The following is a 26,893-nucleotide window of genomic DNA, read 5'->3' on the forward strand; positions in this document are numbered from 1 at the left end:
CCCACACCACGGAACTGGCAGGCGGGAATCGTGAGGATCTTCGGCAAGGGACGGCATCGGCCCTCCGCCTCCTGGCGGCAGGCCACGGACCGCGCGTTCACGCTGATCGGCGACGGACGCTACGAGGACGCGGGCGCGCTGCTGACACGTGCCGCGGACCTGGAGCCCTGGCTGTCCGAGTCCTGGTTCAACCTCGCCCTGCTGCACAAGTTCCGGCACGACTGGGAGCAGGCGCGGACCGCGGGCCTGCGGGCCGTGGCCCTGCTCGACCGCGAGACCGGCGCCCCCGACTGGTGGAACGTCGGGATCGCCGCCACCGCCCTCCAGGACTGGCCGCTGGCCCGCCGCGCCTGGCAGGCGTACGGGCTGCACGTCCCCGGCAGTGTGACCGGCTCCGGCGAGCCCGTCGGGATGGAGCTGGGCAGCGCGGCCGTGCGCCTGTCGCCGGAGGGCGAGGCCGAGGTGGTGTGGGGGCGGCGGCTGGATCCCGCGCGCATCGAGGTGCTGTCGATCCCGCTGCCGTCGTCCGGGCGGCGCTGGGGCGAGGTCGTGCTGCACGACGGCGTCCCGCACGGCGAGCGGACCACGTCGGCCGGGCACGCCTACCCCGTCTTCGACGAGATCGAGCTGTGGGCGCCGTCGCCGGTGCCCACCTGGGTGGTGCTGCTGGAGGCGGCCGGCGAGGACGACCGGGACGCCCTGGAACAGCTCGCCGCCGACGCCGGTTTCGCGGCGGAGGACTGGTCCTCGTCGGTGCGGCTGCTGTGCCGGATGTGCTCGGAGTCGCGGATGCCGTCGGACGAGGGCGACGGCGAGCACCTCGACCCGCACGACCACAGCGAGCCGGGCCACCCGGGACCGCTGGGGCACCGCACGGACGGACAGCTCTGGGTGCCGGAGCGGGAGTGCGGGGTGGCCGCGCCGGCGTCGCTGGTGCGCGGGCTGCTGGACGGCTGGGTCGCCGACAGCCCGGACTCCCGGGCCTGGCGGGACCTCGAAGAGGTCTGCTGAACGGCTTCCGCCGGCCCCTCCCCGCGGTCCCCTTAGGCTGTACTCGCAGATTCTCACTTCAGGTTGCAGGAAGGCGTACGTCGGTCATGGCGCAGCAGGACACCGATCAGCAGCACACGGGCGTGCTTCCCGTGGACGACGAGGGCTTCGTCATCGACACCGAGGAGACCGAGGAGCGGGAGCGGGCGTACCGCGAGCGCGGCACCTCGCGGCCGATCACCGTCGTCGGGAACCCGGTGCTGCACAAGGAGTGCAAGGACGTCACCGTCTTCGACGACGACCTGCTGAAGCTGGTGGACGACATGTTCGCGAGCCAGCACACCGCCGAGGGCGTGGGCCTGGCCGCCAACCAGATCGGCGTCGACCTCAAGGTCTTCGTCTACGACTGCCCCGACGACGAGGGCCTCCGGCACACCGGTGTGGTCTGCAACCCCAAGCTCGTCGAACTGCCCGCCGAGCGGCGCCGGTTGGACGACAGCAACGAGGGCTGCCTGTCGGTGCCCACCGCCTACGCGCCGCTGGCCCGCCCGGACTACGCCGAGGTGACCGGGCAGGACGAGAAGGGCAACCCGATCAAGGTGCGGGGCACCGGGTACTTCGCTCGGTGTTTGCAGCACGAGACGGATCACCTCTACGGCTACCTCTACATCGACCGGCTCTCCAAGCGTGAACGCAAGGACGCGCTGCGGCAGATGGCCGAGAACGAGCCCCGCTACCCCGTGGTCGCCAACGACTGAACCACGCACCCCGCGATCATGACGCCTGGCCGGAACCTCCCGGCCAGGCGTCGTTCGTATGTCCGTCGGATGTTCGATCGCTTACGCACACCCGCTGATCCATAACCAGTCACACAGGGGTGGATTCTCAGCATGTTGGGGTAGTGAATGAAGCAAATCCGTTCCCAGAACGGTCAGTTGTAGTGCTGAATGGGAAGTGCGGGGATACGCAACGGCGCACGCCCGGCACGGCGGGAGGGGTGTGCGCCCACTGGCGGCTGAGAGGGGTTGTTCGTGCCAGCTTTCCCATACAGCACCACATACAGCACCACGGCGACGGTGGCCGCGCCCGCGGTCCCGCCTTCGCTCTCTCTTCCGGTCATCGAGAGGGCCTTTCCCCGGCGACTGCATCCGTATTGGCCGCAGTTGCAGGAGAAGACCCGCTCCTGGCTGCTGGAAAAACGGTTGATGCCGGCGGACAAGGTCGCAGAATATGCCGACGGCCTGTGCTACACGGACTTGATGGCGGGGTACTACCTCGGGGCGCCCGACGAGGTGCTCCAGGCCATAGCCGACTACAGCGCGTGGTTCTTCGTCTGGGACGACCGGCACGACCGGGACGTCGTCCACGGCCGGACCAAGGCGTGGCGGCGGCTCAGGTTCCGCTTGCACGCCGCGCTGGACGCACCGGCGGACCACCTGCACGACCGGGATCCGCTGGTGGCCGGGCTCGCGGACAGCGCGGGACGGCTCTTCTCGTTCCTTCCCGACACCTGGAACGCCCGCTTCACCCGGCACTTCCACGCGGTGATCGACGCCTACGACCGGGAATTCCGCAATCGTCTCGAAGGCCGCATTCCCGGGGTCGAAGAATATCTCGCGCTGCGTCGGCTCACCTTCGCCCACTGGATCTGGACGGACCTGCTCGAACCGAGTGCGGAATGCGAACTGCCCGATCCGGTGCGCAAACACCCGGCCTATCGGCGGGCGGCACTGCTGAGTCAGGAATTCGCCGCCTGGTACAACGACCTCTGTTCGCTCCCCAAGGAAATAGCGGGCGACGAGGTGCACAATCTGGGAATCAGTCTCATCACCCATGAGGGGCTGAATCTGGAAGAGGCGGTGGACGACGTCCGGCGCCGTGTCGAGGAATGCATATCGGAATTCCTCGTGGTCGAGCAGGACGTCTTACGGCTCGCCGACCGTCTCGACGACGGGACGGTTCGCGGAAAGCAACTCGGCGCCGCCGTACGGGCCTGCCTCGCGAATATGCGGAACTGGTTCAGTTCCGTCTACTGGTTCCACCACGAGTCCGGCCGCTACATGGTCGACAGCTGGGACGACCGGTCCACGCCCCCGTACGTCAACAACGAAGCGGCAGGTGAGAAATGACCGTCGAGTCGGTGAAACCCACGACGTCCGAAGTCCCCGAGCTGCGTGAGCCGCCCCTGGCGGGCGGCCGCGTCCCGCTGCTGGGCCACGGCTGGCGGATGGCCCGCGACCCGCTGGCCTTCCTGGCCCGGCTGCGCGACCACGGCGACGTCGTCCGCCTGAAGCTGGGCCCCAAGACGGTGTACGCCGTCACCGCGCCGGACCTGACCGGCGCCCTCGCCCTCAGCCCCGACTACATCATCTCCGGCCCGCTGTGGGAGTCCCTGGAGAGCCTGCTCGGCAAGGAGGGCGTGGCCACGGCCAACGGCCCGCTCCACCGCCGCCAGCGCCGCACCATCCAGCCCGCCTTCCGGCTCGACGCCATCCCCGGCTACGGGCCGATCATGGAGGAGGAGACCCACGCGCTCGTGGAGCGCTGGAACAACGGCGAGGTCCTCGACGCCACCGCGGAGTGCTTCCGGGTCTCCGTGCGCATCTCCGCCCGCTGTCTGATGCGCGGCAGCTACATGGACGCCCGCTCCGAGCGGATCACCTCCGCGCTCGCCACCCTGTTCGCCGGCATGTACCAGCGCATGGTGGTGCCCCTCGGCCCGCTTTATCGGGTACCGATTCCGGCCAACCGCGAATTCAACCGGGCACTGGCCGATCTGCATCGGCTCGTCGACGAGATCGTCGCCGACCGCCGGGCATCCGGTCAAAAACCGGACGATTTGCTGACGGCTTTGCTGGAGGCGAAGGACGAGAATGGCGACCCGATCGGGGAACAGGAGATCCACGACCAGGTCATCGCGATACTGACCCCGGGCAGCGAAACCGCCGGCTCGGTACTCATGTCGCTGCTCCTCGTCCTCTCCCGGCATCCGGATCAGGTGGACAAGATCCGCGCGGAGGTGAAAAACGTCGTCGGTGACCGGCCGGTCGCATTCGACGACGTCCGAAAGCTGCGGCACACCGCCAATGTCGTCATCGAGACCATGCGGTTGTATCCCGCCGTATGGATATTGACCCGGCGGGCGGTGACCGACACGGAGCTGGGCGGTTACCGCATTCCGGCCGGTGCGGACATCGTGTACAGCCCGTACGCGATCCAGCGCGATCCGCGCTCGTACGACCGGAACGAGGAGTTCGATCCCGACCGCTGGCTTCCGGATCGGTCCAAGGAGGTGCCGAAGTACGCGATGGTGCCGTTCAGCGTCGGCAACCGGAAGTGTCCGAGCGACCACTTCTCGATGGCGGAGCTGACGCTGATCACCGCGGTGGTGGCGAACGCGTTCCGCTTCGAGGAGGCGCCCGGCTCCGACCCCCGGACCCATATCGGCATCACGCTGCGGCCGCGCAGGCTGCGGCTGAAGGTTCTGCCGGGGTGAGCTGAGCGCGGCGGACGCGGGTCAGGCGGCCGCCTGGGGACCACGGAACGCGCGCCGGTAGGCGTTCGGGGTGGTCCCCAGGGCCCGTACGAACTGGTGGCGCAGGGCGCCCGCCGTGCCGAAGCCGGTGCGCCAGGCGATCGCGTCCACCGTCTCGTCCGTGGCCTCCAGCAGGTGCTGGGCCAGCAGGACGCGCTGGCGCAGCAGCCACCGGTAGGGCGTGGTGCCGGTCTCCTGCTGGAAGCGGCGGGCGAAGGTGCGCGGGGCCATGTGGGCGCGGGCGGCGAGCTGTTCGACCGTGACCTCCTGGTCGAGGTGCTCGTCCATCCACGCCAGCACCTCGCCGACCGTGTCGCACGACGACCTGGGCAGCGGCCGCTCGATGTACTGGGCCTGGCCGCCGTCCCGGTGCGGCGGTACGACCATCCGGCGGGCGATCCGGTTGGCGACCTCGGGCCCCTGCTCCTTGCGGACCAGGTGGAGACAGGCGTCGATCCCGGCGGCCGTGCCGGCGGAGGTGATCACCGGGTCCTCGTCGACGTAGAGCACGTCCGGCTCCACGCGGGCCCGCGGGTAGTGGCGCGACAGCTCCTGGGCGTGATGCCAGTGCACGGCGCACCGCCGGCCGTCGAGCAGTCCGGCCGCGCCCAGCACGAAGACCCCGGAGCACACGCTGAGCACCCGGGTCCCGCGGTCCACGGCCCGGCGCAGGGCGTCGAGCAGTCCGGGCGGGTACTCCCGCCGGTGGTACCCGCTCCCGGCCGGCACGGCGATCAGATCGGCCTCCTCCAGCCGGTCCAGGCCGTACGGCGTGGAGACGGTCAGCCCGCCGACATGGGTGCCCAGCGAGGGGCCCTCGGCCGAGACCACCGCGAAGTCGTACACCGGCAGGCCCTCGTCGCTGCGGTCGATGCCGAACACCTCGCACAGGACGCCCAGTTCAAAGGGGTGCACGCCGTCGAGGAGGACGGCGGCGACGTTTTTCAGCATGCTGCCAGTGTGCCTCGCCACTGGCAGTAAATCGAGGGTGTGCGGCAGTCCTGCCACTGTTCGACAGGAGTGTCCGGCGCGACAGTGGTGTCATGACTACAGAACAGACACAGACACTGCTCGCCATGGTCGTCGTCCTGGGCATGCTCGCGCTCCTGGTCCTCCCGTCACTGATCGGGATCGTGCGCGACCGGCGCATCGACCGTCAGATCGAGGAGGCCCAGGAGCACGACGGGGCCCAGGGGCACGAGGGGGAGAAGGATCAGAAGTCCTCGTCCAGGTCCACGGTGCCCTCCACCGCCACCTGGTACGCCGACGGACGGCGCTCGAAGAAGTTGGTCAGCTCCTGAACGCCCTGGAGCTCCATGAAGGAGAAGGGGTTCTCCGAGCCGTACACCGGGGCGAAGCCGAGCCGCGTGAGGCGCTGGTCGGCGACGCACTCCAGGTACTGGCGCATGGAGTCGGTGTTCATCCCGGGCAGGCCGTCGCCGCACAGGTCACGGGCGAACTGCAGCTCGGCCTCGACGGCCTCCCGGAGCATGTCCGTGACCTGCTGCCCGAGCTGCTCGTCGAACAGCTCCGGCTCCTCCTTGCGGACGATGTCGACCACGTCGAACGCGAAGCTCATGTGCATGGTCTCGTCCCGGAACACCCAGTTGGTGCCGGTGGCGAGGCCGTGCAGCAGACCCCGGCTGCGGAACCAGTAGACGTACGCGAAGGCGCCGTAGAAGAACAGGCCCTCGATGCACGCGGCGAAGCAGATCAGGTTGAGCAGGAAGCGCCGGCGGTCGGCCTTCGACTCCAGCCGCTCCAGCTTCTCGACCTCGTTGATCCACTTGAAGCAGAACTCGGCCTTCTCGCGGATGGAGGGGATGTTCTCCACGGCCGCGAACGCGGCGTTGCGGTCCTCCGGGTCGGGCAGATAGGTGTCCAGAAGCGTCAGATAGAACTGGACGTGCACCGCCTCCTCGAAGAGCTGACGGCTCAGATAGAGCCGCGCCTCGGGGGAGTTGATGTGCTTGTAGAGCGTCAGCACCAGGTTGTTCGCGACGATCGAGTCGCCGGTCGCGAAGAACGCCACCAGCCGGCCGATGAGGTGCTGCTCCGAGGGCGTCAGCTTGGCGAGGTCGGCGACGTCCGAGTGGAGGTCGACCTCCTCCACGGTCCAGGTGTTCTTGATCGCGTCCCGGTAGCGCTCGTAGAAGTCCGGGTAGCGCATCGGGCGGAGCGTCAGCTCGAAGCCCGGGTCGAGAAGGTTCTTGGCTTCGCTGGTCATCACTGGCACGCCTCGCAGGACTCGGGGTTCTCAAGGGAGCAGGCGACCGCGTCGGGGTCGGACGCCTGCTGGACGGGGATGGTGGCCGGAGCCTGGGCCTGGGCGGCCCGCGCGATCCGGGTCGCCGGGCGCGAGCGCAGGTAGTAGGTCGTCTTCAGACCCGACTTCCACGCGTACGCGTACATCGAGGAGAGCTTGCCGATGGTCGGCGTCTCCAGGAACAGGTTCAGGGACTGGGCCTGGTCCAGGTACGGGGTACGGGCGGCGGCCATGTCGATGAGACCGCGCTGCGGGATCTCCCACGCCGTGCGGTACAGGTCCCGCACCTCGGCCGGGATCCACGCGAAGCCCTGCACCGACCCGTTGGACTCGCGCAGCGCCTCACGGGTGCGCGCGTCCCAGACGCCCAGCGCCTTGAGGTCCTGCACCAGGTACGAGTTGACCTGGAGGAACTCCCCGGACAGCGTCTCGCGCTTGAACAGGTTGGACACCTGCGGCTCGATGCACTCGTACACCCCGGCGATCGAGGCGATGGTGGCGGTCGGCGCGATGGCCAGCAGCAGCGAGTTGCGCATACCGGTGACGGCGATCCGCTCGCGCAGCGCCGCCCAGCGCTCCGGCCAGGTGAACGTGACGCCGTAGTGGTCGGGGTGCAGCACACCGCGGGCGGTCCGGGTCTTCTCCCAGGCCGGCAGCGGGCCGTTGCGCTCGGCCAGGTCGGCGGACGCCTCGTACGCGGCGAGCATGATCCGCTCGGCGATCCGGGTGGACAGCTCCCTGGCCTCGGCGGAGTCGAAGGGCAGCCGCAGTTTGAAGAAGACGTCCTGGAGGCCCATCGCGCCCAGGCCGACCGGCCGCCAGCGGGCGTTGGAGCGGCCCGCCTGCTCGGTCGGGTAGAAGTTGATGTCGACGACCCGGTCCAGGAAGGTCACGGCGGTGCGGACGGCCTCGTCCAGCCGCTCCCAGTCGAGCTCGCCGGCCGCCTGGTCGACGAACGCGCCGAGGTTGACCGAGCCCAGGTTGCAGACCGCGGTCTCGCCGTCGTCCGTGACCTCCAGGATCTCCGTGCACAGGTTCGAGGAGTGGATGACGTGGCCCGGCTCGGCCGTCTGGTTGGCGGTGCGGTTGGCGGCGTCCTTGAAGGTCATCCAGCCGTTGCCGGTCTGCGCGAGGGTGCGCATCATCCGGCCGTACAGATCACGCGCCGGGACGGTCTTGCGGGCCAGCCCCTTCGCCTCGGCGGCGCGGTAGGCGGCGTCGAACTCGTCGCCCCACAGGTCGACCAGCTCGGGCACGTCCGACGGGGAGAACAGCGACCACGGCCCGTCGGCGTCGACCCGGCGCATGAACTCGTCCGGCACCCAGTGCGCGAGGTTCAGGTTGTGCGTACGGCGGGCGTCCTCACCGGTGTTGTCGCGCAGCTCCAGGAACTCCTCCAGGTCGGAGTGCCAGGTCTCCAGGTAGACCGCGGCCGCGCCCTTGCGCCGGCCGCCCTGGTTCACTGCGGCGACCGAGGCGTCCAGGGTCTTCAGGAACGGCACGATGCCGTTGGAGTGCCCGTTGGTGCCGCGGATCAGCGAACCGCGGCTGCGGATGCGGGAGTACGACAGTCCGATGCCGCCGGCGTGCTTGGAGAGCCGGGCCACCTGGTGGTAGCGGTCGTAGATGGAGTCCAGCTCGTCCAGCGGGGAGTCGAGGAGGTAGCAGGACGACATCTGGGGGTGCCGCGTACCGGAGTTGAAGAGCGTGGGGGAGGACGGCAGGTAGTCGAGCCGGCTCATGAGCCCGTAGAGCGCGGTGACCTCGTCCACGGAGCGGGCGGTGTCGTCCTCGGCGAGGCCGGAGGCGACCCGCAGCAGGAAGTGCTGGGGCGTCTCGACGACCTTGCGGGTGTGCGGGTGGCGCAGCAGGTAGCGGCTGTGCAGGGTGCGCAGGCCGAAGTAGCCGAAGCGGTCGTCGGCGGTGGTGTCGATCAGCGCGTCCAGCCGGGCCGCGTGCAGCCGTACGAAGGCGGCGGTGCGGTCGGCGACGAGGCCCTCGCGGTGGCCGACGGCGACGGACTCGGTGAAGGAGGTGACGCCCTGGGAGGCGGCCTCCGCGCGGATGCCGATCGTCAGCAGCCGGGCGGCCAGCCGGGAGTAGGCCGGGTCCTCGGAGATCAGTCCGGCGGCCGCCTCCGTGGCCAGCTCGCGCAGTTCCGTCTCGTCCGCCCGCGCGGACCGGCCGCGCAGCGCGGCGGCGGCGACCCGGCCGGGGTCGGCGTCGGGGAGGTCGGCGGTCAGCTCGGTCAGGGTCCGCAGCAACGCGGTCCCGGGACCGTCGGTGTCCAGCGTGATGGCTGAGGCCGGATCGGCTGGCGCGATGGTCACGTGGGGCTCTCCCTCGCTCGGCATGGGGCCTGGCGGAGGGCAGCGGGCAGCACACGAGCGCGCACGGCGTCGCGGTCCACCGGCCCACTCCACGAGGCCCGGACGGCAGGCACCCGAGCCGGACGGCCGGGTGCGCTGTCGGCAGGTCCTCGGACTGACTCCTGGGCATGGCTGTTCCGGGAACAGAAGGAACGGACATGCACAAGTACACCGTTGCGGGACAGTTCCGGATTCGCACCGGATTCCCCTGCGGCGACAGCGAGCATGAGCATACATCTTGTGCTCACCCGTCGCGCCACCCCCAGATGTTGTGTCGGGGTGGTTTCAGAGTGTCAACGGGCCGCCGAAGATGTCGCTTTCGGCGGCCCGCTGAGGTGGTGCGCTCGCTGGAGGTGTGGGGCCCCTAGTGGGCCGAGCCCGCCGTGGCCGGGGGCAGCTCCACCTGGACGCCCGGATCGCCCGCGTCGGCCGTGTAGTCCTCCGGCCTGGTCTCGTCGACGCCCTCGGGTGCCTTCGCGGCCTTCAGGACGAACGTGAGGACCACCGTGACGACGAGGTTGAGGACGAACGCCGTGAGACCGATGTAGCCGATCTCACCGATGCCGGGGATCTCCGCCGACGAGCCGCCGAAGTGCTTCTGGGTCGGCGAGGCGACCCCGTACGCGGCGACCGTGCCGTAGACCATGCCGACCGCCCAGCCCGCGAGCAGCGCCCAGCGGTGGAACCAGCGGGTGAACAGGCCGCCGACCAGGGCCGGGAAGGTCTGGAGGATCCAGATGCCGCCCAGGAGCTGGAAGTTGATGGCGACGGTCTTGTCCATGGTCAGGACGAACACCAGCGCGCCCACCTTGACCAGGAGCGACACGATCTTGGAGACCCGGGTCTCCTCCTTGGGCGTGGCGTCCGGCTTGATGAAGTCCTTGTAGATGTTGCGGGTGAACAGGTTCGCGGCCGCGATCGACATGATGGCGGCCGGCACCAGCGCGCCGATGCCGATGGCCGCGAAGGCCACGCCCGCGAACCAGGCCGGGAACATGTTCTCGAAGAGCTGCGGGATGGCGAGCTGCCCGTTGCTGACCTTGACGCCCGCCGCGATCGCCATGAAGCCCAGCAGCGCCAGCAGTCCGAGCATCAGGGAGTACAGCGGCAGGATCGTGGTGTTGCGCCGGATCACCTCGCGGCTCTTGGACGACAGGGTCGCGGTGATGGAGTGCGGGTACATGAAGAGCGCCAGCGCGGAGCCCAGCGCCAGGGTGGCGTACGTCCACTGGCCGGCCTCGGCCGGGACCAGCGAGCCGCGCGGTTTGCCCGTCGCCGGGTTGGTCTGGCCGAACGCCTCGCTCGCCTTGGCGAAGATGTCGTCGAAGCCGCCGAGCTTGATCGGGATGTAGATGATCGCCACCGCGATGACGATGTAGATGAGCGTGTCCTTCACGAACGCGATCAGTGCGGGGGCCCGCAGACCGGACGAGTAGGTGTACGCGGCCAGCACGCCGAACGCGATCAGCAGCGGCAGGTCCTTGACGAACCAGTGGGTGGTCTCGCCGCCGCCGACGCCCATCACGTCGAGCACCGCCTGGATGCCGACGAGCTGGAGCGCGATGTACGGCATCGTCGCCAGGATGCCGGTCACGGCCACCGCGAGCGACAGCCCCTTGGAGCCCCAGCGCCCGCGCACGAAGTCGGACGTCGTCACATACCCGTGCTTGTGCGAGACCGACCACAGCCGGGGCAGGAAGGTAAAGATCAGCGGGTAGACGAGGATCGTGTACGGCACCGCGAAGAAGCCGGCCGCGCCCGCCGCGTAGATCGCCGCCGGTACGGCGACGAAGGTGTACGCCGTGTAGAGGTCGCCGCCGAGCAGGAACCAGGTGACCCAGGTGCCGAACGAGCGGCCGCCCAGGCCCCATTCGTCGAGGCTGTGCTCGTTCTCGGCCTTGCGCCAGCGCGCGGCCAGGAAGCCCATGACCGTGACGGCCACGAAGAAGAGGATGAAGACGGCGAGTGCCACGCCGTTGACGCCGTCGTTCACTGCGCGCCGCCTCCGCTCCGGGTCCGGCGGGCGCGCTGGTCACGCCGCCACAGGGTGTAGGCGGTCATCGTGAGTCCGGTCGAGACCAGCACCCACAGCATCTGGTACCAGTAGAAGAAGGGGATCCCGATGTACGCCGGGTCCGTCTTCGCGTACGAGCCCACCCACAGCATCGCCACGAACGGCGCGAGCAGGCAGAGGGCGATGACGACCCGTACGGGCGTCACCACCGGATCTCCGGTTCTCTCGGGGGTGTCTGGTGTGACTGGGGTGTCTGGCATCGGCGGCTCCGTCCCCTCACTCGTCGCTCATCGCCTTGATCACGTTGTAATGCGCAGGCAATGTAAGTGACGGGTAAGCGCGGCGGAAGACCTCCTCCGGATATCACCCCGGCATCTGCACTGTTCGGACGCAGTTCGTTCCGTCGGGGGGTTCGCTCCGTCGGCGGGCCGCCCCGGACTCAGTCGGTGGGCCGCTTCAGACGCGCCACGAACTTGTAACGGTCGCCCCGGTACACCGAGCGCACCCACTCCACCGGCTTGCCGTCCTTGTCCAGCGAGTGCCGGGAGAGCATCAGCATCGGCAGACCGACGTCGGTGCCCAGCAGACCGGCCTCGCGCGGGGTGGCCAGCGAGGTCTCGATGGTCTCCTCGGCCTCGGCGAGATGGACGTCGTAGACCTCGGCGAGGGCGGTGTAGAGCGAGGTGTACTTCACCAGGGACCTGCGCAGCGCGGGGAAGCGCTTCGCGGAGAGATGGGTGGTCTCGATCGCCATCGGCTCGCCGTTGGCCATGCGCAGCCGCTCGATGCGCAGCACCCGGCCGCCGGCGGTGATGTCGAGCAGTCCGGCGAGGGTGTCGTCGGCGGTGATGTAGCCGACGTCCAGGAGCTGCGAGGTGGGTTCGAGACCCTGGGCGCGCATGTCCTCGGTGTAGGAGGTGAGTTGGAGCGCCTGGGAGACCTTCGGCTTGGCGACGAACGTGCCCTTGCCCTGGATGCGCTCCAGACGGCCCTCGACGACCAGTTCCTGGAGGGCCTGGCGGACGGTGGTGCGGGAGGTGTCGAACTCGGCGGCCAGGGTGCGCTCCGGCGGGACCGGCGTGCCGGGCGCCTGGGTCTCCGTCATGTCGAGCAGATGCTTCTTCAGCCGGTAGTACTTGGGCACACGCGCGGTACGGACGGTCGCCCCACCCTCGTTCTCCGCACTGCTGACGTCGGTGCTCATGGCCTGCCTTCCCGGCTCCTGGTGCCGAAATGGCCGACACCCCGTCGGCCGCGCCTCACATCGTGGCACGGCTCGGTACGCGCGGGGTCCCGTGTGGGTGACCTCGCACGCCCGTGATCTCCTCTGTATACCTTCACGCCCGCCCTTGGTCTAGTCCAGGATTCCGCTTCCGGGGCCGGTGGGAGGCCCGGTGGTACACCCGCGCGCGAGCGGCCGTCCATGGTCCGTTCCGGTGGCCGAAAAACGAAAAGTCCCTGCATATCGCGGTCGCGTAACGGACGGTTCAACCGCGCTCGCACACCCTTGACAGCCCTATTGGTCTGAGCCAAGCTCCCGGTACTGGTCTACACCAATGGTCCAGGTCCTGGCCCCACGGACGGTACGCGTTGACGCTCGACCGCGGCGGGGAGGCAGGGGGGTTTGTGGCATCCCTGAGGAGGGTGGCGTGAAGCGCAAGCTGATAGCCGCGATCGGTATCGCGGGCATGATGGTCTCCATCGCGGCGTGCGGGGACAGTGGCAGCGGGGACTCGAAGGGGTCCGACGCCAAGGAACTGACGGTCTGGCTGACCGTCGACGCCCAGAACAACTGGCCCGAGCTGGTCAAGGCCGCCGACGCGGCGGTGCAGAAGAAGCACCCCGGCGTCAAGATCAACCACGAGTACTACGGCTGGCCGGACAAGAACGCCAAGCTCGACGCGGTGCTCGCCACCGACAAGGCCCCCGACGTGGTCGAGATGGGCAACACCGAGATGCTCGGCTACATGGTCAAGGGAGCCTTCGCGCCCCTGGACGCCTCGAAGTTCGAGAACTCCGACGCCTGGCTGGACGGCCTCGAGGCTTCGGTGACCTACGAGGACAAGACCTACGGCGTCCCCTACTACGCCGGCGGCCGCGTGGGCAACTGGCGCAAGGACGTCTTCGCCGCCGCGGGCGTCAAGGCCGCGCCGAAGACCTACGCCGAGCTGACCGCGGCCCTGGACAAGGTGCAGAAGAAGGAGGGCGACAAGTTCTCCGCCTGGTACCAGCCCACCCGTGACTGGTACGCGGCCATGTCCTTCGTCTACGACGCCGGCGGCTCCATCGCCACCGAGTCGGGCGGCCAGTGGAAGGCCAACCTGTCCTCGCCGGAGTCCCTCAAGGGCCTCACCGAGTACAAGAAGGTCGTCGACTCCTACATGCACGGCGACAAGACCAAGGACGAGTCCGACCGTTACATCGTCTACGGCCAGGGCAAGTCCGGCATGATCTTCGGCGCGGCCTGGGAGGGCGCGACCGCCGCCGACCCGAAGAACGACAAGACCGGCAAGCTCAAGGACAACCTGGAGAACTTCGTCATGCCGGGTCCGTCCGGCAAGAACCTCCCGGTGTTCCTGGGCGGCTCCGACCTCGCCGTCCCGGTGAAGTCGGACGCGCAGGACCTCGCCGCCGAGTGGATCGCCGCGTTCACCGGCAAGGAAGGCCAGAAGGGCCTGATGGCCAAGGGCAACCTGCCCAACAACCTGACCGACCTCGCCTCCCTCAAGAACGACCCGGCCACCGTCGTCCCGGCCACCGCGGCTGAGTCGAGCTGGTTCGTCCCGATGGCGCCCGGCTGGGGCCAGGTCGAGAAGGCCCAGGTGCTCCAGACCATGCTCCAGAGCATCGGCACCGGCAAGAAGTCCGTCGAGGACGCCGCGAAGGAAGCGGACGCCGCGATCGACAAGGTCATCAACACCAAGTGACCTGACGGCGGGGCCCCACCACCCGGTTCCCCACCGGGCGGGGGCCCCGCCTCCCTACGACCGAGGGACCGCTGAGGAGCGCGCGGATGAGTGCCGCAGACACGACCACCCCTGCCAAGGTGCCGCCGACGCGGCCGTCACCCCCACCCCGGGCCGACGTGAGAAAGCCACCGCGACGGCGCGGCGAGGCCGGCGCCGGCACGCCCTGGCTGCTGCTCGCGCCCTGTCTGCTGGTCCTGGCGCTGGTGATGGGCTATCCGCTGGTCCGCCTGGTCACCCTGTCCTTCCAGAAGTTCGGCCAGTCCCAGCTCTGGGGCTTCCAGCCCGCCGAGTCCGTCGGCTTCGACAACTTCGCGCAGGTGCTGGGCGACACCGAGTTCTGGCAGGTCGTGGTCCGCACGATCGTCTTCGCCGCCGGCTGTGTGATCCTCACGATGGTCATCGGCATGCTGATCGCGCTGCTCCTCCAGCGGGTCTCCGGCTGGGTGAAGATCCTGGTCAACATCGCCCTGGTGGCGAGCTGGGGCATGCCGATCATCGTCGCCACCACGGTCTTCAAGTGGCTGTTCGACTCCGACTACGGCATCCTCAACGCGGTCCTGTCCCGGCTCCCCGGGGTCGATCTGATCGGCCACAACTGGTTCGCCAGCGGACCGCAGGGCCTCGCCGTCATCATGCTCCTGGTGATCTGGGGCGCGGTGCCCTTCGTGGTGATCACCCTCAGCGCCGGACTCACCCAGGTCCCCGCCGAATTGGAGGAGGCCGCCCGCCTCGACGGCGCCGGCGCCTGGGGCGTCTTCCGGTACGTCACCCTGCCCATCCTCAAGCCGATCATCGTGATGCTCACGACCCTGTCGGTCATCTGGGACATGGGCGTCTTCCCGCAGGTCTTCGTGATGCGCAACGGCCACCCGGAGCCCGAGTTCCAGCTTCTGACGACGTACTCCTACGACCGTGCCTTCGTCGTCAACGACTACAGCCAGGGCTCCGCGATCGCCCTGATCACGGTGCTGCTGCTGCTCGGGGTGGTCGCCGTCTACATGCGCCAGATGCTGAAGATCGGAGAGGTCGAATGAGCACGGTTTCCACCCCGGGGCGGTCCAAGCTCGGCTGGAACCTCGTCGGACTCCTCGTCTTCGTCGTCGCCGGCTTCCCCGTCTACTGGATGCTCAACACGGCGTTCAAACCGGCGAAGGACGCCATCGACCCCGACCCGAGCCTGCTGCCGACCGGCATGACGTTCTCCAACTTCGGGCGCGCGCTGGACATCGCCGACTTCTGGGGCCCGGTCTGGCGCAGCCTGGTCGTCTCCATGACGGTCGTCGTGATCGGCATCGTCATCGGACTGCTCGCGGCCCTCGCCATCTCCCGGTTCGCCTTCCGCGGCCGCAAGATCGTGATCGTGGGCATCCTCGCCGTCCAGATGGTCCCGCTGGTCGCCATGATCATCCCGGTCTTCCTGCTGCTCAACGACCTGAACCAGTACGACCGGCTGTCCGGCCTGATCATCACGTACCTGACCTTCGTCCTGCCCTTCACGGTGTGGACCCTGCGCGGCTTCATCGTCAACATCCCGAAGGAGCTGGAGGAGGCCGCGATGGTCGACGGCTGCACCCGCACCGGCGCCTTCGTCCGGGTCGTCTTCCCGCTGCTGGCCCCCGGCATGGTCGCGACCTCCGTCTACGCCTTCATCCAGGCGTGGAACGAGTACCTCTACGCCCTGATGCTGCTCAGCCAGAAGAACCAGACGGCGACCGTGTGGCTCGGCAACTTCACCACCAAGCACGGCACCGAGTACGCCCCGATGATGGCCGGCGCCACCCTGATGGCCGTTCCGATCGTCGCCCTGTTCCTCCTCGTCCAGCGCAAGATGGCCGCGGGTCTCACCGCGGGCGCCGTGAAGGGATGACGCCCCGATGACGACCATCACCAGCGGCACCGACACGCTCACCCGGGACGCCCTGACCGTCCTCCAGCCCGGCTTCCCGGGCACCACCGCCCCCGACTGGCTGCTGCGCCGCCTGGGCGAGGGCCTGGCCTCGGTCGGCCTGTTCGGCCGCAACATCGCCTCCGCGGAGCAACTCGCCGCCCTCACCGCACAGTTGCGGGCCGAGCGGGACGACGTCCTGGTCGCCATCGACGAGGAGGGCGGTGACGTCACCCGTCTGGAGGTGCGCACCGGCTCCTCCTTCCCCGGCAACCACGCGCTGGGCGCGGTGGACGACGTGGACCTGACCCGCCGGGTCGCCCACGAGCTGGGCCGCCGGCTCGCCGAGTGCGGGGTCAACCTCAACTGGGCCCCGTCGGCCGACGTGAACTCCAACCCGGCCAACCCGGTGATCGGCGTCCGCTCCTTCGGGCCCGACACCGACCTGGTCGCCCGGCACACCGCCGCCTATGTCACCGGCCTCCAGGCCGCCGGCGTGGCCGCCTGCACCAAGCACTTCCCCGGCCACGGCGACACGGCCGTCGACTCCCACCACGCGCTGCCGCGCATCGACGTCCCGGCGGACGTCCTCTCCGCGCGCGAGCTGGTCCCGTTCCGCGCGGCCATCGGCGCCGGCAGCCGGGCGGTCATGAGCGCCCACATCCTGGTCCCGGCCCTGGACCCGGTCCACCCGGCGACCCTGTCCCGCCGCATCCTCACCGGCCTGCTGCGCGAGGAACTCGGCTACGACGGCCTGATCGTCACCGACGGCATGGAGATGCAGGCCATCGCCGGCACCTACGGCATCGAGCGCGGCAGCGTCCTCGCCATCGCCGCGGGCGCCGACGCCATCTGCGTGGGCGGCGGCCTCGCCGACGACGAGACGGTACGGCGGCTGCGCGACGCCCTCACCGCCGCGGTCCGCGCCGGTGACCTGCCCGAGGAGCGGCTCGCCGACGCGGCGCGGCGGGTGCGGGAGCTGGCCGGCTGGGCCGCCTCGGCGCCCACCGCCGCCGACGGGGCCGAGCCGGAGGTCGGTCTGACCGCCGCCCGCCGGGCGCTGCGCGTCACCGGCGCCGAGGGCTTCGCCCCGCTCACCGAGGCGCCCTACGTCGCCGCGCTCGCCCCGGTCGCGAACATCGCCGTCGGTGACGAGACCCCGTGGGGCGTGGCCGCGGAACTGGCCCGGCTGCTGCCGGGAACGGCGACGGGCAGCTTCACCGGCGAGGACGCGGGCCACGCGGCGCTGGCCGCGGCGGGGGAGCGTCGTCTCGTGGTGGTCGTCCGAGACGAACACCGCCACCCCTGGATGGCGGCGGCCCTCGACACCCTGCTCGCGGCCCGCCCGGACACCGTTGTCGTCGAGATGGGCGTCCCGCAGGCCCCACCGCGCGGCGCCCTGCACGTGGCCACCCACGGCGCGGCCCAGGTCTGCGGCCGCGCGGCGGCGGAGGTCCTGATCGGGGGGTAGGACCTGCCGCGGCTGTGAGGAAGGCGCCGACTTCCCCTTCGAGGGGCGGTCGGCGCCTCTCTGCGTGTGGGTGCTTCTCTTTTTTTTGGGGGGGGGGCTGGTCGGGGGCGTGGCGCGTCCCGCCGGAGGCGGCGCCCTGCACCTGGCCACCCATGGCGGGGCGCAGATCTGTTGGCCGGGCGGCGATGGAGTCCGTGGTCGGGGGTGTCAGGAATCCCGCCGCGGACCGCGCCCTGCGGTGCCCTGAGGTCCGCAGGCGTGCGGAAGGCGCTGGGCTTCCCTCTTCAGGGGGAGGGGCTGGCTGGCGCCCTTTGCGCGTACGGGCTCTGGGGTCCAGGTCTGTGGCCGCACGGCGGCGGAGCAGGTGGTCGGTGGGTAGCACCCGCTGCGGCGATGCGTAGGGCGCCGGCTGCCCTTAGGGGCCGGCGCCTGCCGTGGTCATGCGGAAGGCGCCGGCTTCCCCCGTGGGGAGGGCGGCGCCTTCTCGCGTGTGCTCGGGCGTGTCAGATGCCCTGCCACTCCGGCTTGTGGGCGTAGGTGTGGCGGAAGTAGTCGGCCAGCTTCAGCTTGGACGCGGCGGCCTCGTCCACGACGACCGTGGCGTGCGGGTGGAGCTGGAGTGCGGAGGCGGGGCAGACCGCGGCGACGGGGCCCTCGACGGTGGACGCGACCGCGTCCGCCTTGCCCTCGCCCGTCGCCAGCAGCACCAGGTGCCGTGCCTCCAGGATCGTCCCGATACCCTGCGTGATCACGTGGTGCGGGACCTGGTCGATGTCACCGTCGAAGAAGCGCGCGTTGTCGACCCGGGTCTGCTCGGTCAGCGTCTTGATGCGGGTGCGCGAGGCGAGCGAGGAGCACGGCTCGTTGAACCCGATGTGCCCGTCGGTCCCGATGCCCAGCAACTGCAGGTCCACCCCGCCGGCCGCCGCCAGCGCCGCGTCGTACGCCGCGCAGGCCGCCCGGATGTCCCCGGCGGTGCCGTCCGGCCCCAGGAACGCGTCCATCCCGATGCCCAGCGGCTCCAGCACCTCACGGCGCAGCACCGAGCGGTAGGACTCGGGGTGGTCGGCGGGCAGGCCCACGTACTCGTCGAGCTGGGCGATCCGGGCCCGCGAGACGTCCACCTCCCCGGCGCGCACCTTCGCCGTCAGCGCCTCGTACACGGGCAGCGGGGTGGAGCCGGTGGCCACACCGAGCAGGGCGCCCGGGGTGCCCCGCAGCAGCCGCGCCATGGCCTCGGCGATGAGTTCGCCGCCCGCCGCGGCGTCCGGAACGATGACAACTTCCACGCTGGGCCTGCCGTTCTGGAGAGACTGCTATGTGGTTTAGACCAATCTAGCAGAGGGGGGTGGTTGCGCCAGGGCGCACATTGCCCGCCGTTCCGGCTCCGCACGGGAACTCCCACAGGCTAGGCTGCGTTGTGGATACGAGTGCGTACGATCGATCAGACAGTTGCTCCTCCTCATGGACACACCTAGTGGTCTAGTCCACAATGGTCGGGAGAAGCGAAGCAGTACACGCACCACCGCGAACTTCCGTCTTCCCCGCACAGGAAGGCGGACCGAGGGTCCGGAGCTCTCTGCCCTGACTGCCCCGGCTCCTCACCTTCGGCCGACGGGACCGCACACCCCGCGGCCGATATTGCTCCGGGCTGCGGTGCCGGGAGGGTTGAGGGTCCCTCCCAGGCGCCGCGGCCCGCGGGTGTTTCCGGGCCCGGGTGTTTCGCCCCCGGGTGTTTTAGGCCATGGCCTGACCCGCGGGTACGCTCGCAGCGTGCCCTCCATGAACGAACTCGTACGCCAGCACACCGCCCTCGACGACTCCGACCTCGAGTGGCTGCACCTGCTGGTCTCGGAGTGGCAACTGCTCTCCGACCTCTCCTTCGCCGACCTGGTCCTGTGGGTCCCCACCAGCGACGGCACGCGCTATGTGTCGGTGGCCCAGATGCGCCCCAACACCGGCCCCACCTCCTACCAGGACGACATGGTCGGCCACCTCGTCCCGCGCGGCCGCCGCCCCCTGCTGGACGCCGCGCTCGACGAGGGCCGGATCGTGCGCGAGGGCGACCCGGAGTGGCGCGAAGAGGTCCCCGTACGGGTGGAGTCCATCCCCGTGCGGCGCGAGGGCCGGGTCCTCGGGGTGATCGCCCGCAACACCAATCTGCTCACCGTGCGCACCCCGAGCCGGCTGGAGCTGACCTACCTCCAGAGCGCCTCCGACCTCGCGCAGATGATCGCGGCGGGCTCCTTCCCCTTCCCCAACCAGCAGATGGACATGGACGCCGCCCCGCGCGTCGGCGACGGTCTGATCCGGGTCGACGGCGACGGACTCGTCCAGTACGCCTCCCCGAACGCGCTCTCCGCCTACCACCGCCTCGGCCTCGCCTCCGACCTCGTCGGCCAGCACCTCGGCCACACCACCGCCGAACTCGCCCCCACCCGTGGCCCGGTGGACGAGGCGCTCGCCAAGGTCGCCAGCGGCTGGGCGCCCCGCGAGTTCGAGATCGAGGCCAAGGACGGGGTCATCCAGTTCCGCACGATCCCGCTCAAGCCCAAGGGCACCCGCATCGGCTCGCTGGTCCTGCTGCGGGACGTCACCGAACTGCGCCGCCGCGAACGCGAGTTGATCACGAAGGACGCGACCATCCGGGAGATCCACCACCGGGTGAAGAACAACCTCCAGACCGTCGCCGCCCTGTTGCGGCTCCAGGCCCGCCGGATCGAGTCCGAGCGCGGCCGGGAGGCGCTGGAGGAGGCGGTGCGCAGGGTCGGCTCGATCGCCATCGTGCACGAGACGCTCTCCCAGAACCTGGACGAGCGCGTGGAGTTCGACGAGATCGCCGACCGGGTGCTCGCCATGGTCGCCGAGATCTCCCCGGGCAAGGTCACCGGCCGGCGCAGCGGACGCTTCGGCATCCTGGACGCGGAGGTCGCCACCCCGCTCTCCATGGTGCTCACCGAGATCCTCCAGAACGCCCTGGAGCACGGCTTCCGCGAGGGCGACACCGGCACGGTCGAGGTCGCGGCGGTCCGCGGCGGTACGACGAAGGAGGCCCGCCTGCTGGTCACGGTGCAGGACGACGGCGTGGGCCTGCCCGAGGGATTCGACCCGCACACCTCGGGCAACCTCGGCCTTCAGATCGTACGGACCCTGGTGGAAGGGGAGTTGGGCGGAACGTTCGACATGGTCCCGGCGCCGGAACGCGGTACGCAGGTGATCCTCGACATTCCGGTGCCGGCCCAGAAATAGGAATGCGCCGGGGAATGCGGTGTATTCCCTTTCCGGCACAGCTTCCGGCACAGTCCGGCACAGCAAGAAGCCCCGGACCGTTCAGGGGTCCGGGGCTCAAATGCTCGTTGCCAGCGATTAGCTGCGCATCGGGGGTACTGCGCGCTGCGGCTCGGGGGCGGGAGTTGCGTACGCGCTGTACGCGCCGCCAAGCTCAGGCCGTGTACGGGGCGGGTGTTGTCAGGCGGAGGCCTGACGGGCCCGGTTGCGGGCGGCGCGGCGCTTCATGGCGCGACGCTCGTCCTCGCTGAGACCACCCCAGACGCCGGAGTCCTGGCCGGACTCGAGCGCCCACTGCAGACACTGCTCCATCACCGGGCAGCGACGGCAGACGGCCTTGGCTTCCTCGATCTGCAGCAGCGCAGGACCGGTGTTGCCGATGGGGAAGAAGAGCTCGGGGTCTTCCTCGCGGCAAACGGCGTTGTGACGCCAGTCCATGGCTGCTACCTCTCCTTGGTATTACATGCAGGTTGCTTGTGAATGTGAACGCTTTCACGAATCCCTCAACAAGTGAAGGGCCAACCCGCCAGGTTCGCTGGCGTGGTCCTGTGGTTCGAAGAGGGGTTCTGGTGATCAGTGGAGGCCGGTCTTGCGGGCCGTCCCGATCGCCACGTAGAGCGTCGCAAACCTCAGCGGCGGATACAACCCCTTCCGGAAAGTTTTTTTTGATTCCTCGGTGTCGACTAGGTCACAGCCGTACTTCCATGGGGTGGACCCTGGCCTAAACGTTCGAGTGAAAGGACTTCAGCCCTTTCTGCTCACACAATCACACGCAGTGCACGGCGTACGCCTGTGAACGTCACGCTCGTACGCAGTCCCAGGTGGTCGCCGTCCATCTGAAGGGGCAGAGGGACCTTGGAATGCAAGGTGAACCGGTCCAGATCGTGGAGGGAGTGGGCGTGCTTGCCGTGCGGGCCGCGCTCGGGGGACGAAGTGAGCAACTGGGTGCCATACCGGGCAACCGCGGCGGTGGACAGACGGCTGAGACCGAGTACGTCGAGCCCTGTATCGAACGACGCCTTAGGTGACGCGTACACCGGGCGATTGCCCAGATACGTCCACGGCGCCGTGTTGCAGACTATGGAGAGCACCAGATCGGTCAGCGGTTCGGCGCCCGGCCGCTCCAGCGTGATCGATCCGTGCCGGCGCTCGGACTCGCCCAGCAGTTGCCGCACGGCCTGCCGGATGTAGAGCGCGTGGGTGGACCTGCGGCCCCGCTCCCGGTGCTGTTCGACCCGTCCGACGACCCCCGCGTCGAAGCCGAGCCCGGCGTTGAAGGTGAACCAGCGCGACGGCACCGACTCGTCCTCCGAACCCGGCGTGCCCGAGGCCAGACCCAGGCCGACCGTGCGCCCGCTCTCCTCGCGCAGCGCGTCCAGCAGGGCGCCGGTCGCCTCCACCGGATCGTTGGGCAGCCCCAGGGCGCGGGCGAAGACATTGGTGGAACCGCCGGGGACCACCGCGAGACCGGGCAGGTTGTCCGGGTCCGGTCCGGCGTGCAGCAGGCCGTTGACCACCTCGTTGACCGTGCCGTCGCCGCCGAGGGCCACGACCAGGTCGGTGTTCCCGCTCTCCGCGGCCTGCCGGCCCAGGTCACGCGCGTGTCCGCGGTACTCGGTGGTGACCGCCTCCAGCTTCATCTCGCTGGCGAGCGCGTGGATCAGGACGTCACGCGTCCGTGCACTGGTAGTGGTTGCCGCCGGATTGACCACGAGAAGTGCACGCATGGGTTGCAGCGTACCTACTGGGTGGTACCCGGCACAGGGCGAGGTGGGGATCGGGCGGGAGATCGGGAGGTGAGGCTCGCCACGGGCGCCGTCCCGGCCGACGGCTACCCTTCAGGGGTGAGCAGTGAGAAGACCCCCGCCACCCCCGAGACCCCCCTCGCCCCCGAGGCCGAGGCCGAGGGCGCCCGCCCGCGCCGGCTGACGTACGCCGCCGCGCTGACCGGTCTGGAAGGGCTGGCGCTGGTCGCCGGCGGGATCTGGATCCTCGTCCTGGGCTTCACCGGCGACCCGGACGACCGGCAGCAGGCCGTCACCGGCGGGATCACGCTGATGGTGCTCGCGCTGCTGCCGCTGCTGGCCGCGCGCGGACTGCTCGCCCTGCGGAGCTGGAGCCGGGGGCCCGCCGTGATCACCCAGATCCTGGCGCTGCCGGTGGCCTACAACCTGCTCCAGGCCGACAGCCTCGCGATCCCGGCCGGTATCGCGCTCGCGGCGCTCGCCGTCACGGGGCTGATCCTGCTGGTCAACGCGGAGACGACCCGGGCCCTCGGGATCCGGGGGCCCGGCAACGCGGCGGACCAGGGCTAGGCACGCCCCGGTCGGCTCTACTCCTCGACCAGCAGCTTCTCCCGTAGCTGCGCCAGGGTCCTGGCCAGCAGCCGGGAGACGTGCATCTGCGAGATGCCGACCTCCTGCGCGATCTGCGACTGGGTCATGTTGCCGAAGAACCGCAGCAGCAGGATCCGCTTCTCGCGCGGCGGGAGGTCCTCCAGGAGCGGCTTGAGCGACTCCCGGTACTCGACGCCCTCCAGCGCCTCGTCCTCCGCGCCCAGGGTGTCCGCGACCGCCGGGGACTCGTCGTCGGTGTCGGGGACGTCCAGGGAGAGGGTGGAGTACGCGTTGGCGGACTCCAGGCCCTCCAGGACCTCCTCCTCCGAGATGGCGAGCTTCTCGGCCAGCTCGTGCACCGTGGGGGAGCGGCCGTGCTGCTGCGACAGCTCGGCGGTCGCCGTGGTGAGCGCGAGCCGCAGCTCCTGGAGACGGCGCGGCACCCGCACCGCCCAGCCCTTGTCGCGGAAGTGCCGCTTGATCTCACCCACGACCGTCGGGGTCGCGTAGGTGGAGAACTCCACCCCGCGGTCCGGGTCGAAGCGGTCGACCGACTTGATCAGGCCGATGGTGGCGACCTGGGTGAGGTCGTCCAGCGGCTCGCCGCGGTTGCGGAAGCGGCGCGCGAGGTGCTCGACGAGCGGCAGGTGCATCCGGACGAGCTGGTTGCGCAGCTCGGCGTACTCGGGGCTGCCGTCCTTCAGTCCGCGCAGCTCGACGAACATCGCCCGTGCCCCGCTGCGGTCCCCTTCGTGACGGGGCTCGTGCTGTTGACGGGGTTCGTGCTGGGTGCCCCGCACGCCCTGTTCGTCGTCTCGCTGGTGCTCGCTCATCGTCCCGCCCGTCGCCCTCTGTCGAGCCCTGGCCTCGGCAGAGCGGCCGGGGGGACCCCCGATCCGCCCCTCCCGGGGCGGGCCGTCCTGCACGGCGTCCTCCGGGAGACCGGCCGCCGCGGAGGACGGGGCGTCCTCCGGGTGGGGTCTCGCCTGGTCGGGAATGCCGTTGATGCCATCCGCCGTCATGCGTCGGGAATCGCCCGGAGAGACCGTGTCCTCGGCCGGCAGCTCCCGTGTGCCGCGCTCTTCGTCCCGCACCGGCCCGTCCCCGTCCCTCACGCCGGCCCGGGTCCCGCGCCGCGCTGTTTGTAGAGGCTGATCGAAACGGTTTTGTCGTCGTCGACGGCGGAGGAGACCTTGCCCGCGAGGGCGGACAGCACGGTCCAGGCGAAGGTGTCGCGCGCGGGGGCGTGACCGTCCGTGGTCGGCGCCGAGACCGTCACCTCCAGCGAGTCGTCGACGAGCCGGAACACGCAGCTCAGCACCGAGCCGGGCACGGCCTGCTGGAGCAGGATCGCGCAGGCCTCGTCCACCGCGATGCGCAGGTCCTCGATCTCGTCCAGGGTGAAGTCCAAACGGGCCGCGAGGCCGGCCGTGGCCGTCCGCAGCACCGACAGGTAGGCACCCGCAGCCGGCAGCCGGACTTCCACGAAGTCCTGGGTCGCGGGCTCGCCTGCGATCTGGGACACCCTCACCTCCAAGGTGGTACAAGCTTTTCGGGGCCGAGGGTCTCCCCCCGGGGGTAACGCGTGTGTGGTGCAGCGGTGACGCTACCGCGCTCTCCGGTCTCCCGTCCCGGGACCCCAACCCCCTGGCGTCACTCACAGTAAAGCTGTGAACACGCTCCGTGTCTAGGGGGTCTGCGGACCCAAAAGGGAAGAGGGCGCGCCGGGTTGACGTACCCAGACGTCAGACCGTCGAACCGTACCCGTCGGACGGCCGGACCGTCTCGCCGGTACCGTGCCCCGCCGTACATGAACTGCAACGTCCGGGGCGCCCGGGACGTTCACACCAGGACGTGGTCGACGAAGCACCACCGCCAGCTCTCACCGGGTTCGAAGGTACGCATCACCGGGTGCCCGGAGTCCTTGTGGTGCTCCGTCGCGTGCCGGCCGGGCGAGGAGTCGCAGCAGCCGACATGGCCGCACGACAGACACAGCCGGAGCTGCACCGGGTGGGTGCCGTCGCGCACACACTCGGGACACGTCTCGCCCAACGGGGCGGGTTCGGGGTCCGGCAGCGCGTCGGCGTGCGTGCACTGTTTCATGATTGCCAGATTACGACGGGCGTGCGGACGACCGCGCGGAAAAACGAAGGGCGGCGAGACGGCGAGACATGGACGTGATGCCACTCCTGTTGCTGGTGGCGGGCAGCGCGGCGATCGCGGCGGCGGCCCGGCGCACCCCCGTGCCCGCGCCGCTGCTGCTGGTGGCGGTGGGCCTGGCGGTGTCGTACCTGCCCGGGGTGCCGGACTACACCCTGGACCCGGACGTCGTCCTGCCGCTGCTGCTGCCCCCGCTGCTGTACACCTCGGCGTCCGAGAGCTCCTACCTGGACCTGCGCGCCCAGGTGCGGCCGGTGGCCCTGCTCTCGGTCGGGTACGTGCTCTTCGCGACGCTCGTCGTCGGCTGGGCCGTCTACCTGCTGGTCCCGGGGCTGCCGCTGACCGCCGCGCTGGTGCTGGGCGCGGTCGTGGCGCCGCCGGACGCGGTCGCGGCCACCGCGGTGGCCCGCCGGGTCGGCCTCCCGTCGCGGATCACCACGATCCTCCAGGGCGAGTCCCTGCTCAACGACGCCACCGCGATCACCGCCTACAAGGTGGCTCTCGCGGTCGTCGTCGGCGAGGGCGCCTCCTGGGCGGGCGGCATCGAGGAGTTCCTGGTGGCGGCGATCGGCGGCGTCGCCGCGGGCCTCGTCCTGATGGCCCCGCTGCACTGGCTGCGCACCCGCCTGAAGGAACCCCTCCTCCAGAACACGCTCTCCCTGCTGATCCCGTTCGTCGCCTACGCGGCCGCCGAGCAGTTCCACGCCTCCGGGGTCATCGCCGTGGTCGTCGTCGCCCTGTACCTCGGGCACCGCGCGTGGGAGGTCGACTTCGCCACCCGGCTCCAGGAGGAGGCCGTCTGGAAGATGGTCGCCTTCATCCTGGAGTCGGCGGTCTTCGCCCTGATCGGCCTCCAGCTCCCGGTCGTCCTCAGGGGGCTCGGCGACTACGAGGGCCCGGACGCCGCCTGGTACGCCGTCGTCCTGTTCGTCGTGGTGGTCGCGGTCCGCTTCCTGTGGGTGTACCCGGCGACCTTCCTGCCGCGGCTGCTGTCGGCCCGCATCCGCGCGCGGGAGGAGAACCCGACCTGGCGCGGGCCCTTCGTGATCGCCTGGGCCGGGATGCGGGGCGTGGTCTCGCTGGCCATCGCCTTCTCCATCCCGCTCACCGTGGACCACGGCGAGGCGCCCTTCCCGCACCGCAATCTGATCCTCTTCCTGACCTTCACCACCGTCATCGGCACCCTCGTCGTGCAGGGGCTGACCCTGCCCCCGCTGATCCATCTGCTGAAGTTCCCCGAGCCCGACCCGCAGACCGCCACCCTCGCCGAGGCCAACGCCCAGGCACAGGCGTCCCGGGTCGCCGAGGAACGCCTCGACGCGCTCCTGGAGGACGAGCGCAACGCCCTGCCGCCGCCCCTCGCCGACCGGCTGCGCACGGTCCTGGAGCGGCGCCGCAACGCCGTCTGGGAGCGCCTCGGCCAGACCAACCCGGTCACCGGCGAGACCGTCGACGACACCTACCGCCGGCTCGCCCGCGAGATGATCGGCGCCGAGCGCGAGGTCTTCGTCCGGCTCCGCGACGGCCGCTACATCGACGACGAGATGCTGCGCGTCCTGCTGCGCCGGCTGGACCTGGAGGAGGCGGCGGCCTACCGGGAGGCCGGCTAG

At 70.1% G+C, this 26,893-nt stretch carries 24 protein-coding genes and 1 riboswitch; of the genes, 12 read left to right on the forward strand and 12 right to left on the reverse strand.

Translation table 11 applies throughout. The features are described from left to right. Nucleotides 1-30: 30 nt before the first annotated feature. The 4 genes from AFM16_RS25890 to AFM16_RS25905 all read left to right on the forward strand — a co-directional run bounded on the left by AFM16_RS25890 (nucleotide 31) and on the right by AFM16_RS25905 (nucleotide 4,486). On the forward strand, nucleotides 31-1,011 hold the full coding sequence (locus AFM16_RS25890) for a tetratricopeptide repeat protein (protein ID WP_030784162.1): 981 nt from the start codon (nucleotides 31-33) through the stop codon (nucleotides 1,009-1,011). Nucleotides 1,012-1,097: 86 nt separating this feature from the next. Beyond that, nucleotides 1,098-1,748, forward strand: coding sequence for a peptide deformylase (gene def, locus AFM16_RS25895; RefSeq protein ID WP_078634762.1), 651 nt, complete (start codon nucleotides 1,098-1,100; stop codon nucleotides 1,746-1,748). Between the two features lie 273 nt (nucleotides 1,749-2,021). Then, the gene (gene cyc1, locus AFM16_RS25900; RefSeq protein ID WP_179123312.1) at nucleotides 2,022-3,119 is read left to right on the forward strand and encodes an epi-isozizaene synthase; all 1,098 of its coding nucleotides are present in this window, start codon (nucleotides 2,022-2,024) and stop codon (nucleotides 3,117-3,119) included. Further along, the gene (locus AFM16_RS25905) at nucleotides 3,116-4,486 is read left to right on the forward strand and encodes a bifunctional albaflavenone monooxygenase/terpene synthase (protein WP_030784172.1); all 1,371 of its coding nucleotides are present in this window, start codon (nucleotides 3,116-3,118) and stop codon (nucleotides 4,484-4,486) included. The genes cyc1 and AFM16_RS25905 overlap by 4 nt, the downstream gene beginning before the upstream one ends. Nucleotides 4,487-4,507: 21 nt before the next feature. On the opposite strand, the gene AFM16_RS25910 is transcribed toward AFM16_RS25905, so the two are convergent. Then, nucleotides 4,508-5,476, reverse strand: coding sequence for a GlxA family transcriptional regulator (locus AFM16_RS25910; RefSeq protein WP_030784175.1), 969 nt, complete (start codon nucleotides 5,474-5,476; stop codon nucleotides 4,508-4,510). Nucleotides 5,477-5,568: 92 nt separating this feature from the next. Between AFM16_RS25910 and AFM16_RS25915 the strand changes: the two genes are divergently transcribed. Next, the gene (locus AFM16_RS25915) at nucleotides 5,569-5,826 is read left to right on the forward strand and encodes a type II secretion system protein (protein WP_078634764.1); all 258 of its coding nucleotides are present in this window, start codon (nucleotides 5,569-5,571) and stop codon (nucleotides 5,824-5,826) included. On the opposite strand, the gene AFM16_RS25920 is transcribed toward AFM16_RS25915, so the two are convergent. From AFM16_RS25920 to AFM16_RS25940, 5 genes are all read right to left on the reverse strand, one after another. Beyond that, nucleotides 5,739-6,752 (reverse strand): ribonucleotide-diphosphate reductase subunit beta, encoded by a 1,014-nt coding sequence (locus AFM16_RS25920; protein ID WP_078634765.1) that lies wholly within the window; start codon nucleotides 6,750-6,752, stop codon nucleotides 5,739-5,741. The genes AFM16_RS25915 and AFM16_RS25920 overlap by 88 nt on opposite strands. Then, nucleotides 6,752-9,121, reverse strand: coding sequence for a ribonucleoside-diphosphate reductase subunit alpha (locus AFM16_RS25925; protein ID WP_078634766.1), 2,370 nt, complete (start codon nucleotides 9,119-9,121; stop codon nucleotides 6,752-6,754). Before AFM16_RS25925 ends, AFM16_RS25920 begins: the two co-directional genes overlap by 1 nt. Before the next feature lie 123 nt (nucleotides 9,122-9,244). Then, nucleotides 9,245-9,393: riboswitch (cobalamin riboswitch) on the reverse strand. A gap of 131 nt (nucleotides 9,394-9,524) precedes the next feature. Beyond that, the gene (mctP, locus tag AFM16_RS25930) at nucleotides 9,525-11,153 is read right to left on the reverse strand and encodes a monocarboxylate uptake permease MctP (protein ID WP_078634767.1); all 1,629 of its coding nucleotides are present in this window, start codon (nucleotides 11,151-11,153) and stop codon (nucleotides 9,525-9,527) included. Continuing rightward, nucleotides 11,150-11,434 (reverse strand): DUF3311 domain-containing protein, encoded by a 285-nt coding sequence (locus AFM16_RS25935; protein ID WP_107419154.1) that lies wholly within the window; start codon nucleotides 11,432-11,434, stop codon nucleotides 11,150-11,152. The genes mctP and AFM16_RS25935 overlap by 4 nt, the downstream gene beginning before the upstream one ends. Before the next feature lie 179 nt (nucleotides 11,435-11,613). Next, on the reverse strand, nucleotides 11,614-12,378 hold the full coding sequence (locus tag AFM16_RS25940; protein WP_030784193.1) for a GntR family transcriptional regulator: 765 nt from the start codon (nucleotides 12,376-12,378) through the stop codon (nucleotides 11,614-11,616). 445 nt (nucleotides 12,379-12,823) lie between these two features. Here AFM16_RS25940 and AFM16_RS25945 point away from each other — a divergent pair, with 445 nt between their 5' ends. From AFM16_RS25945 to AFM16_RS25960, 4 genes are all read left to right on the forward strand, one after another. Further along, nucleotides 12,824-14,101, forward strand: coding sequence for an extracellular solute-binding protein (locus AFM16_RS25945; RefSeq protein WP_030784195.1), 1,278 nt, complete (start codon nucleotides 12,824-12,826; stop codon nucleotides 14,099-14,101). Between the two features lie 86 nt (nucleotides 14,102-14,187). Continuing rightward, a complete protein-coding gene (locus tag AFM16_RS25950) occupies nucleotides 14,188-15,177 on the forward strand; it encodes a carbohydrate ABC transporter permease (RefSeq protein WP_030784198.1) in 990 nt (329 codons plus the stop codon). Then, on the forward strand, nucleotides 15,174-16,010 hold the full coding sequence (locus AFM16_RS25955) for a carbohydrate ABC transporter permease (RefSeq protein WP_078634768.1): 837 nt from the start codon (nucleotides 15,174-15,176) through the stop codon (nucleotides 16,008-16,010). Before AFM16_RS25950 ends, AFM16_RS25955 begins: the two co-directional genes overlap by 4 nt. Nucleotides 16,011-16,017: 7 nt before the next feature. Then, nucleotides 16,018-17,499, forward strand: a complete 1,482-nt coding sequence (locus tag AFM16_RS25960) for a glycoside hydrolase family 3 protein (RefSeq protein WP_078634769.1) — start codon at nucleotides 16,018-16,020, stop codon at nucleotides 17,497-17,499. A 503-nt stretch (nucleotides 17,500-18,002) separates the two neighbouring features. Here AFM16_RS25960 and nagB read toward each other — a convergent pair. After that, nucleotides 18,003-18,788 (reverse strand): glucosamine-6-phosphate deaminase, encoded by a 786-nt coding sequence (gene nagB / locus AFM16_RS25965; protein ID WP_078634770.1) that lies wholly within the window; start codon nucleotides 18,786-18,788, stop codon nucleotides 18,003-18,005. A gap of 493 nt (nucleotides 18,789-19,281) precedes the next feature. Between nagB and AFM16_RS25970 the strand changes: the two genes are divergently transcribed. Next, nucleotides 19,282-20,748, forward strand: coding sequence for a sensor histidine kinase (locus AFM16_RS25970; protein ID WP_179123386.1), 1,467 nt, complete (start codon nucleotides 19,282-19,284; stop codon nucleotides 20,746-20,748). Nucleotides 20,749-20,967: 219 nt separating this feature from the next. On the opposite strand, the gene AFM16_RS25975 is transcribed toward AFM16_RS25970, so the two are convergent. Then, the gene (locus tag AFM16_RS25975; protein ID WP_016639615.1) at nucleotides 20,968-21,225 is read right to left on the reverse strand and encodes a WhiB family transcriptional regulator; all 258 of its coding nucleotides are present in this window, start codon (nucleotides 21,223-21,225) and stop codon (nucleotides 20,968-20,970) included. 320 nt (nucleotides 21,226-21,545) lie between these two features. Continuing rightward, nucleotides 21,546-22,514: a diacylglycerol/lipid kinase family protein gene (locus tag AFM16_RS25980; protein ID WP_030784216.1), complete on the reverse strand. Its 969-nt coding sequence runs from the start codon at nucleotides 22,512-22,514 to the stop codon at nucleotides 21,546-21,548. A gap of 117 nt (nucleotides 22,515-22,631) precedes the next feature. On the opposite strand from AFM16_RS25980, the gene AFM16_RS25985 reads away from it, so the two are divergent. Then, nucleotides 22,632-23,102, forward strand: a complete 471-nt coding sequence (locus AFM16_RS25985) for a hypothetical protein (protein WP_078637097.1) — start codon at nucleotides 22,632-22,634, stop codon at nucleotides 23,100-23,102. 17 nt (nucleotides 23,103-23,119) lie between these two features. Here the strand turns inward: AFM16_RS25985 and AFM16_RS25990 are convergent, their stop codons facing one another. From AFM16_RS25990 to AFM16_RS26000, 3 genes are all read right to left on the reverse strand, one after another. Further along, nucleotides 23,120-24,238 (reverse strand): RNA polymerase sigma factor SigF, encoded by a 1,119-nt coding sequence (locus tag AFM16_RS25990; RefSeq protein ID WP_107419156.1) that lies wholly within the window; start codon nucleotides 24,236-24,238, stop codon nucleotides 23,120-23,122. Next, on the reverse strand, nucleotides 24,235-24,648 hold the full coding sequence (locus AFM16_RS25995; RefSeq protein WP_030784224.1) for an ATP-binding protein: 414 nt from the start codon (nucleotides 24,646-24,648) through the stop codon (nucleotides 24,235-24,237). Before AFM16_RS25995 ends, AFM16_RS25990 begins: the two co-directional genes overlap by 4 nt. Before the next feature lie 317 nt (nucleotides 24,649-24,965). Then, a complete protein-coding gene (locus tag AFM16_RS26000; protein WP_030784226.1) occupies nucleotides 24,966-25,226 on the reverse strand; it encodes a UBP-type zinc finger domain-containing protein in 261 nt (86 codons plus the stop codon). Between the two features lie 68 nt (nucleotides 25,227-25,294). On the opposite strand from AFM16_RS26000, the gene AFM16_RS26005 reads away from it, so the two are divergent. After that, nucleotides 25,295-26,893 carry a Na+/H+ antiporter gene (locus AFM16_RS26005; RefSeq protein ID WP_030784228.1) on the forward strand — a complete coding sequence of 533 codons (1,599 nt, stop codon included), beginning with the start codon at nucleotides 25,295-25,297 and terminating at the stop codon, nucleotides 26,891-26,893.

The sequence above is a fragment of the Streptomyces antibioticus genome (assembly GCF_002019855.1).
GTDB lineage: Bacteria > Actinomycetota > Actinomycetes > Streptomycetales > Streptomycetaceae > Streptomyces > Streptomyces antibioticus_B.

What these genes read in the sequence shown, in the direction of transcription:
- AFM16_RS26005 (WP_030784228.1), top strand. Translation starts at nt 25,295, where the DNA reads ATGGACGTGATGCCACTCCTGTTGCTGGTGGCGGGCAGCGCGGCGATC.
- AFM16_RS25975 (WP_016639615.1), bottom strand. Translation starts at nt 21,225, where the DNA reads ATGGACTGGCGTCACAACGCCGTTTGCCGCGAGGAAGACCCCGAGCTC.
- AFM16_RS25950 (WP_030784198.1), top strand. Translation starts at nt 14,188, where the DNA reads ATGAGTGCCGCAGACACGACCACCCCTGCCAAGGTGCCGCCGACGCGG.
- AFM16_RS25910 (WP_030784175.1), bottom strand. Translation starts at nt 5,476, where the DNA reads ATGCTGAAAAACGTCGCCGCCGTCCTCCTCGACGGCGTGCACCCCTTT.
- AFM16_RS25960 (WP_078634769.1), top strand. Translation starts at nt 16,018, where the DNA reads ATGACGACCATCACCAGCGGCACCGACACGCTCACCCGGGACGCCCTG.
- AFM16_RS25980 (WP_030784216.1), bottom strand. Translation starts at nt 22,514, where the DNA reads ATGCGTGCACTTCTCGTGGTCAATCCGGCGGCAACCACTACCAGTGCA.
- AFM16_RS25935 (WP_107419154.1), bottom strand. Translation starts at nt 11,434, where the DNA reads ATGCCAGACACCCCAGTCACACCAGACACCCCCGAGAGAACCGGAGAT.
- def (WP_078634762.1), top strand. Translation starts at nt 1,098, where the DNA reads ATGGCGCAGCAGGACACCGATCAGCAGCACACGGGCGTGCTTCCCGTG.
- AFM16_RS25970 (WP_179123386.1), top strand. Translation starts at nt 19,282, where the DNA reads ATGAACGAACTCGTACGCCAGCACACCGCCCTCGACGACTCCGACCTC.
- AFM16_RS25920 (WP_078634765.1), bottom strand. Translation starts at nt 6,752, where the DNA reads ATGACCAGCGAAGCCAAGAACCTTCTCGACCCGGGCTTCGAGCTGACG.
- AFM16_RS25955 (WP_078634768.1), top strand. Translation starts at nt 15,174, where the DNA reads ATGAGCACGGTTTCCACCCCGGGGCGGTCCAAGCTCGGCTGGAACCTC.
- AFM16_RS25905 (WP_030784172.1), top strand. Translation starts at nt 3,116, where the DNA reads ATGACCGTCGAGTCGGTGAAACCCACGACGTCCGAAGTCCCCGAGCTG.
- AFM16_RS26000 (WP_030784226.1), bottom strand. Translation starts at nt 25,226, where the DNA reads ATGAAACAGTGCACGCACGCCGACGCGCTGCCGGACCCCGAACCCGCC.
- AFM16_RS25940 (WP_030784193.1), bottom strand. Translation starts at nt 12,378, where the DNA reads ATGAGCACCGACGTCAGCAGTGCGGAGAACGAGGGTGGGGCGACCGTC.
- AFM16_RS25915 (WP_078634764.1), top strand. Translation starts at nt 5,569, where the DNA reads ATGACTACAGAACAGACACAGACACTGCTCGCCATGGTCGTCGTCCTG.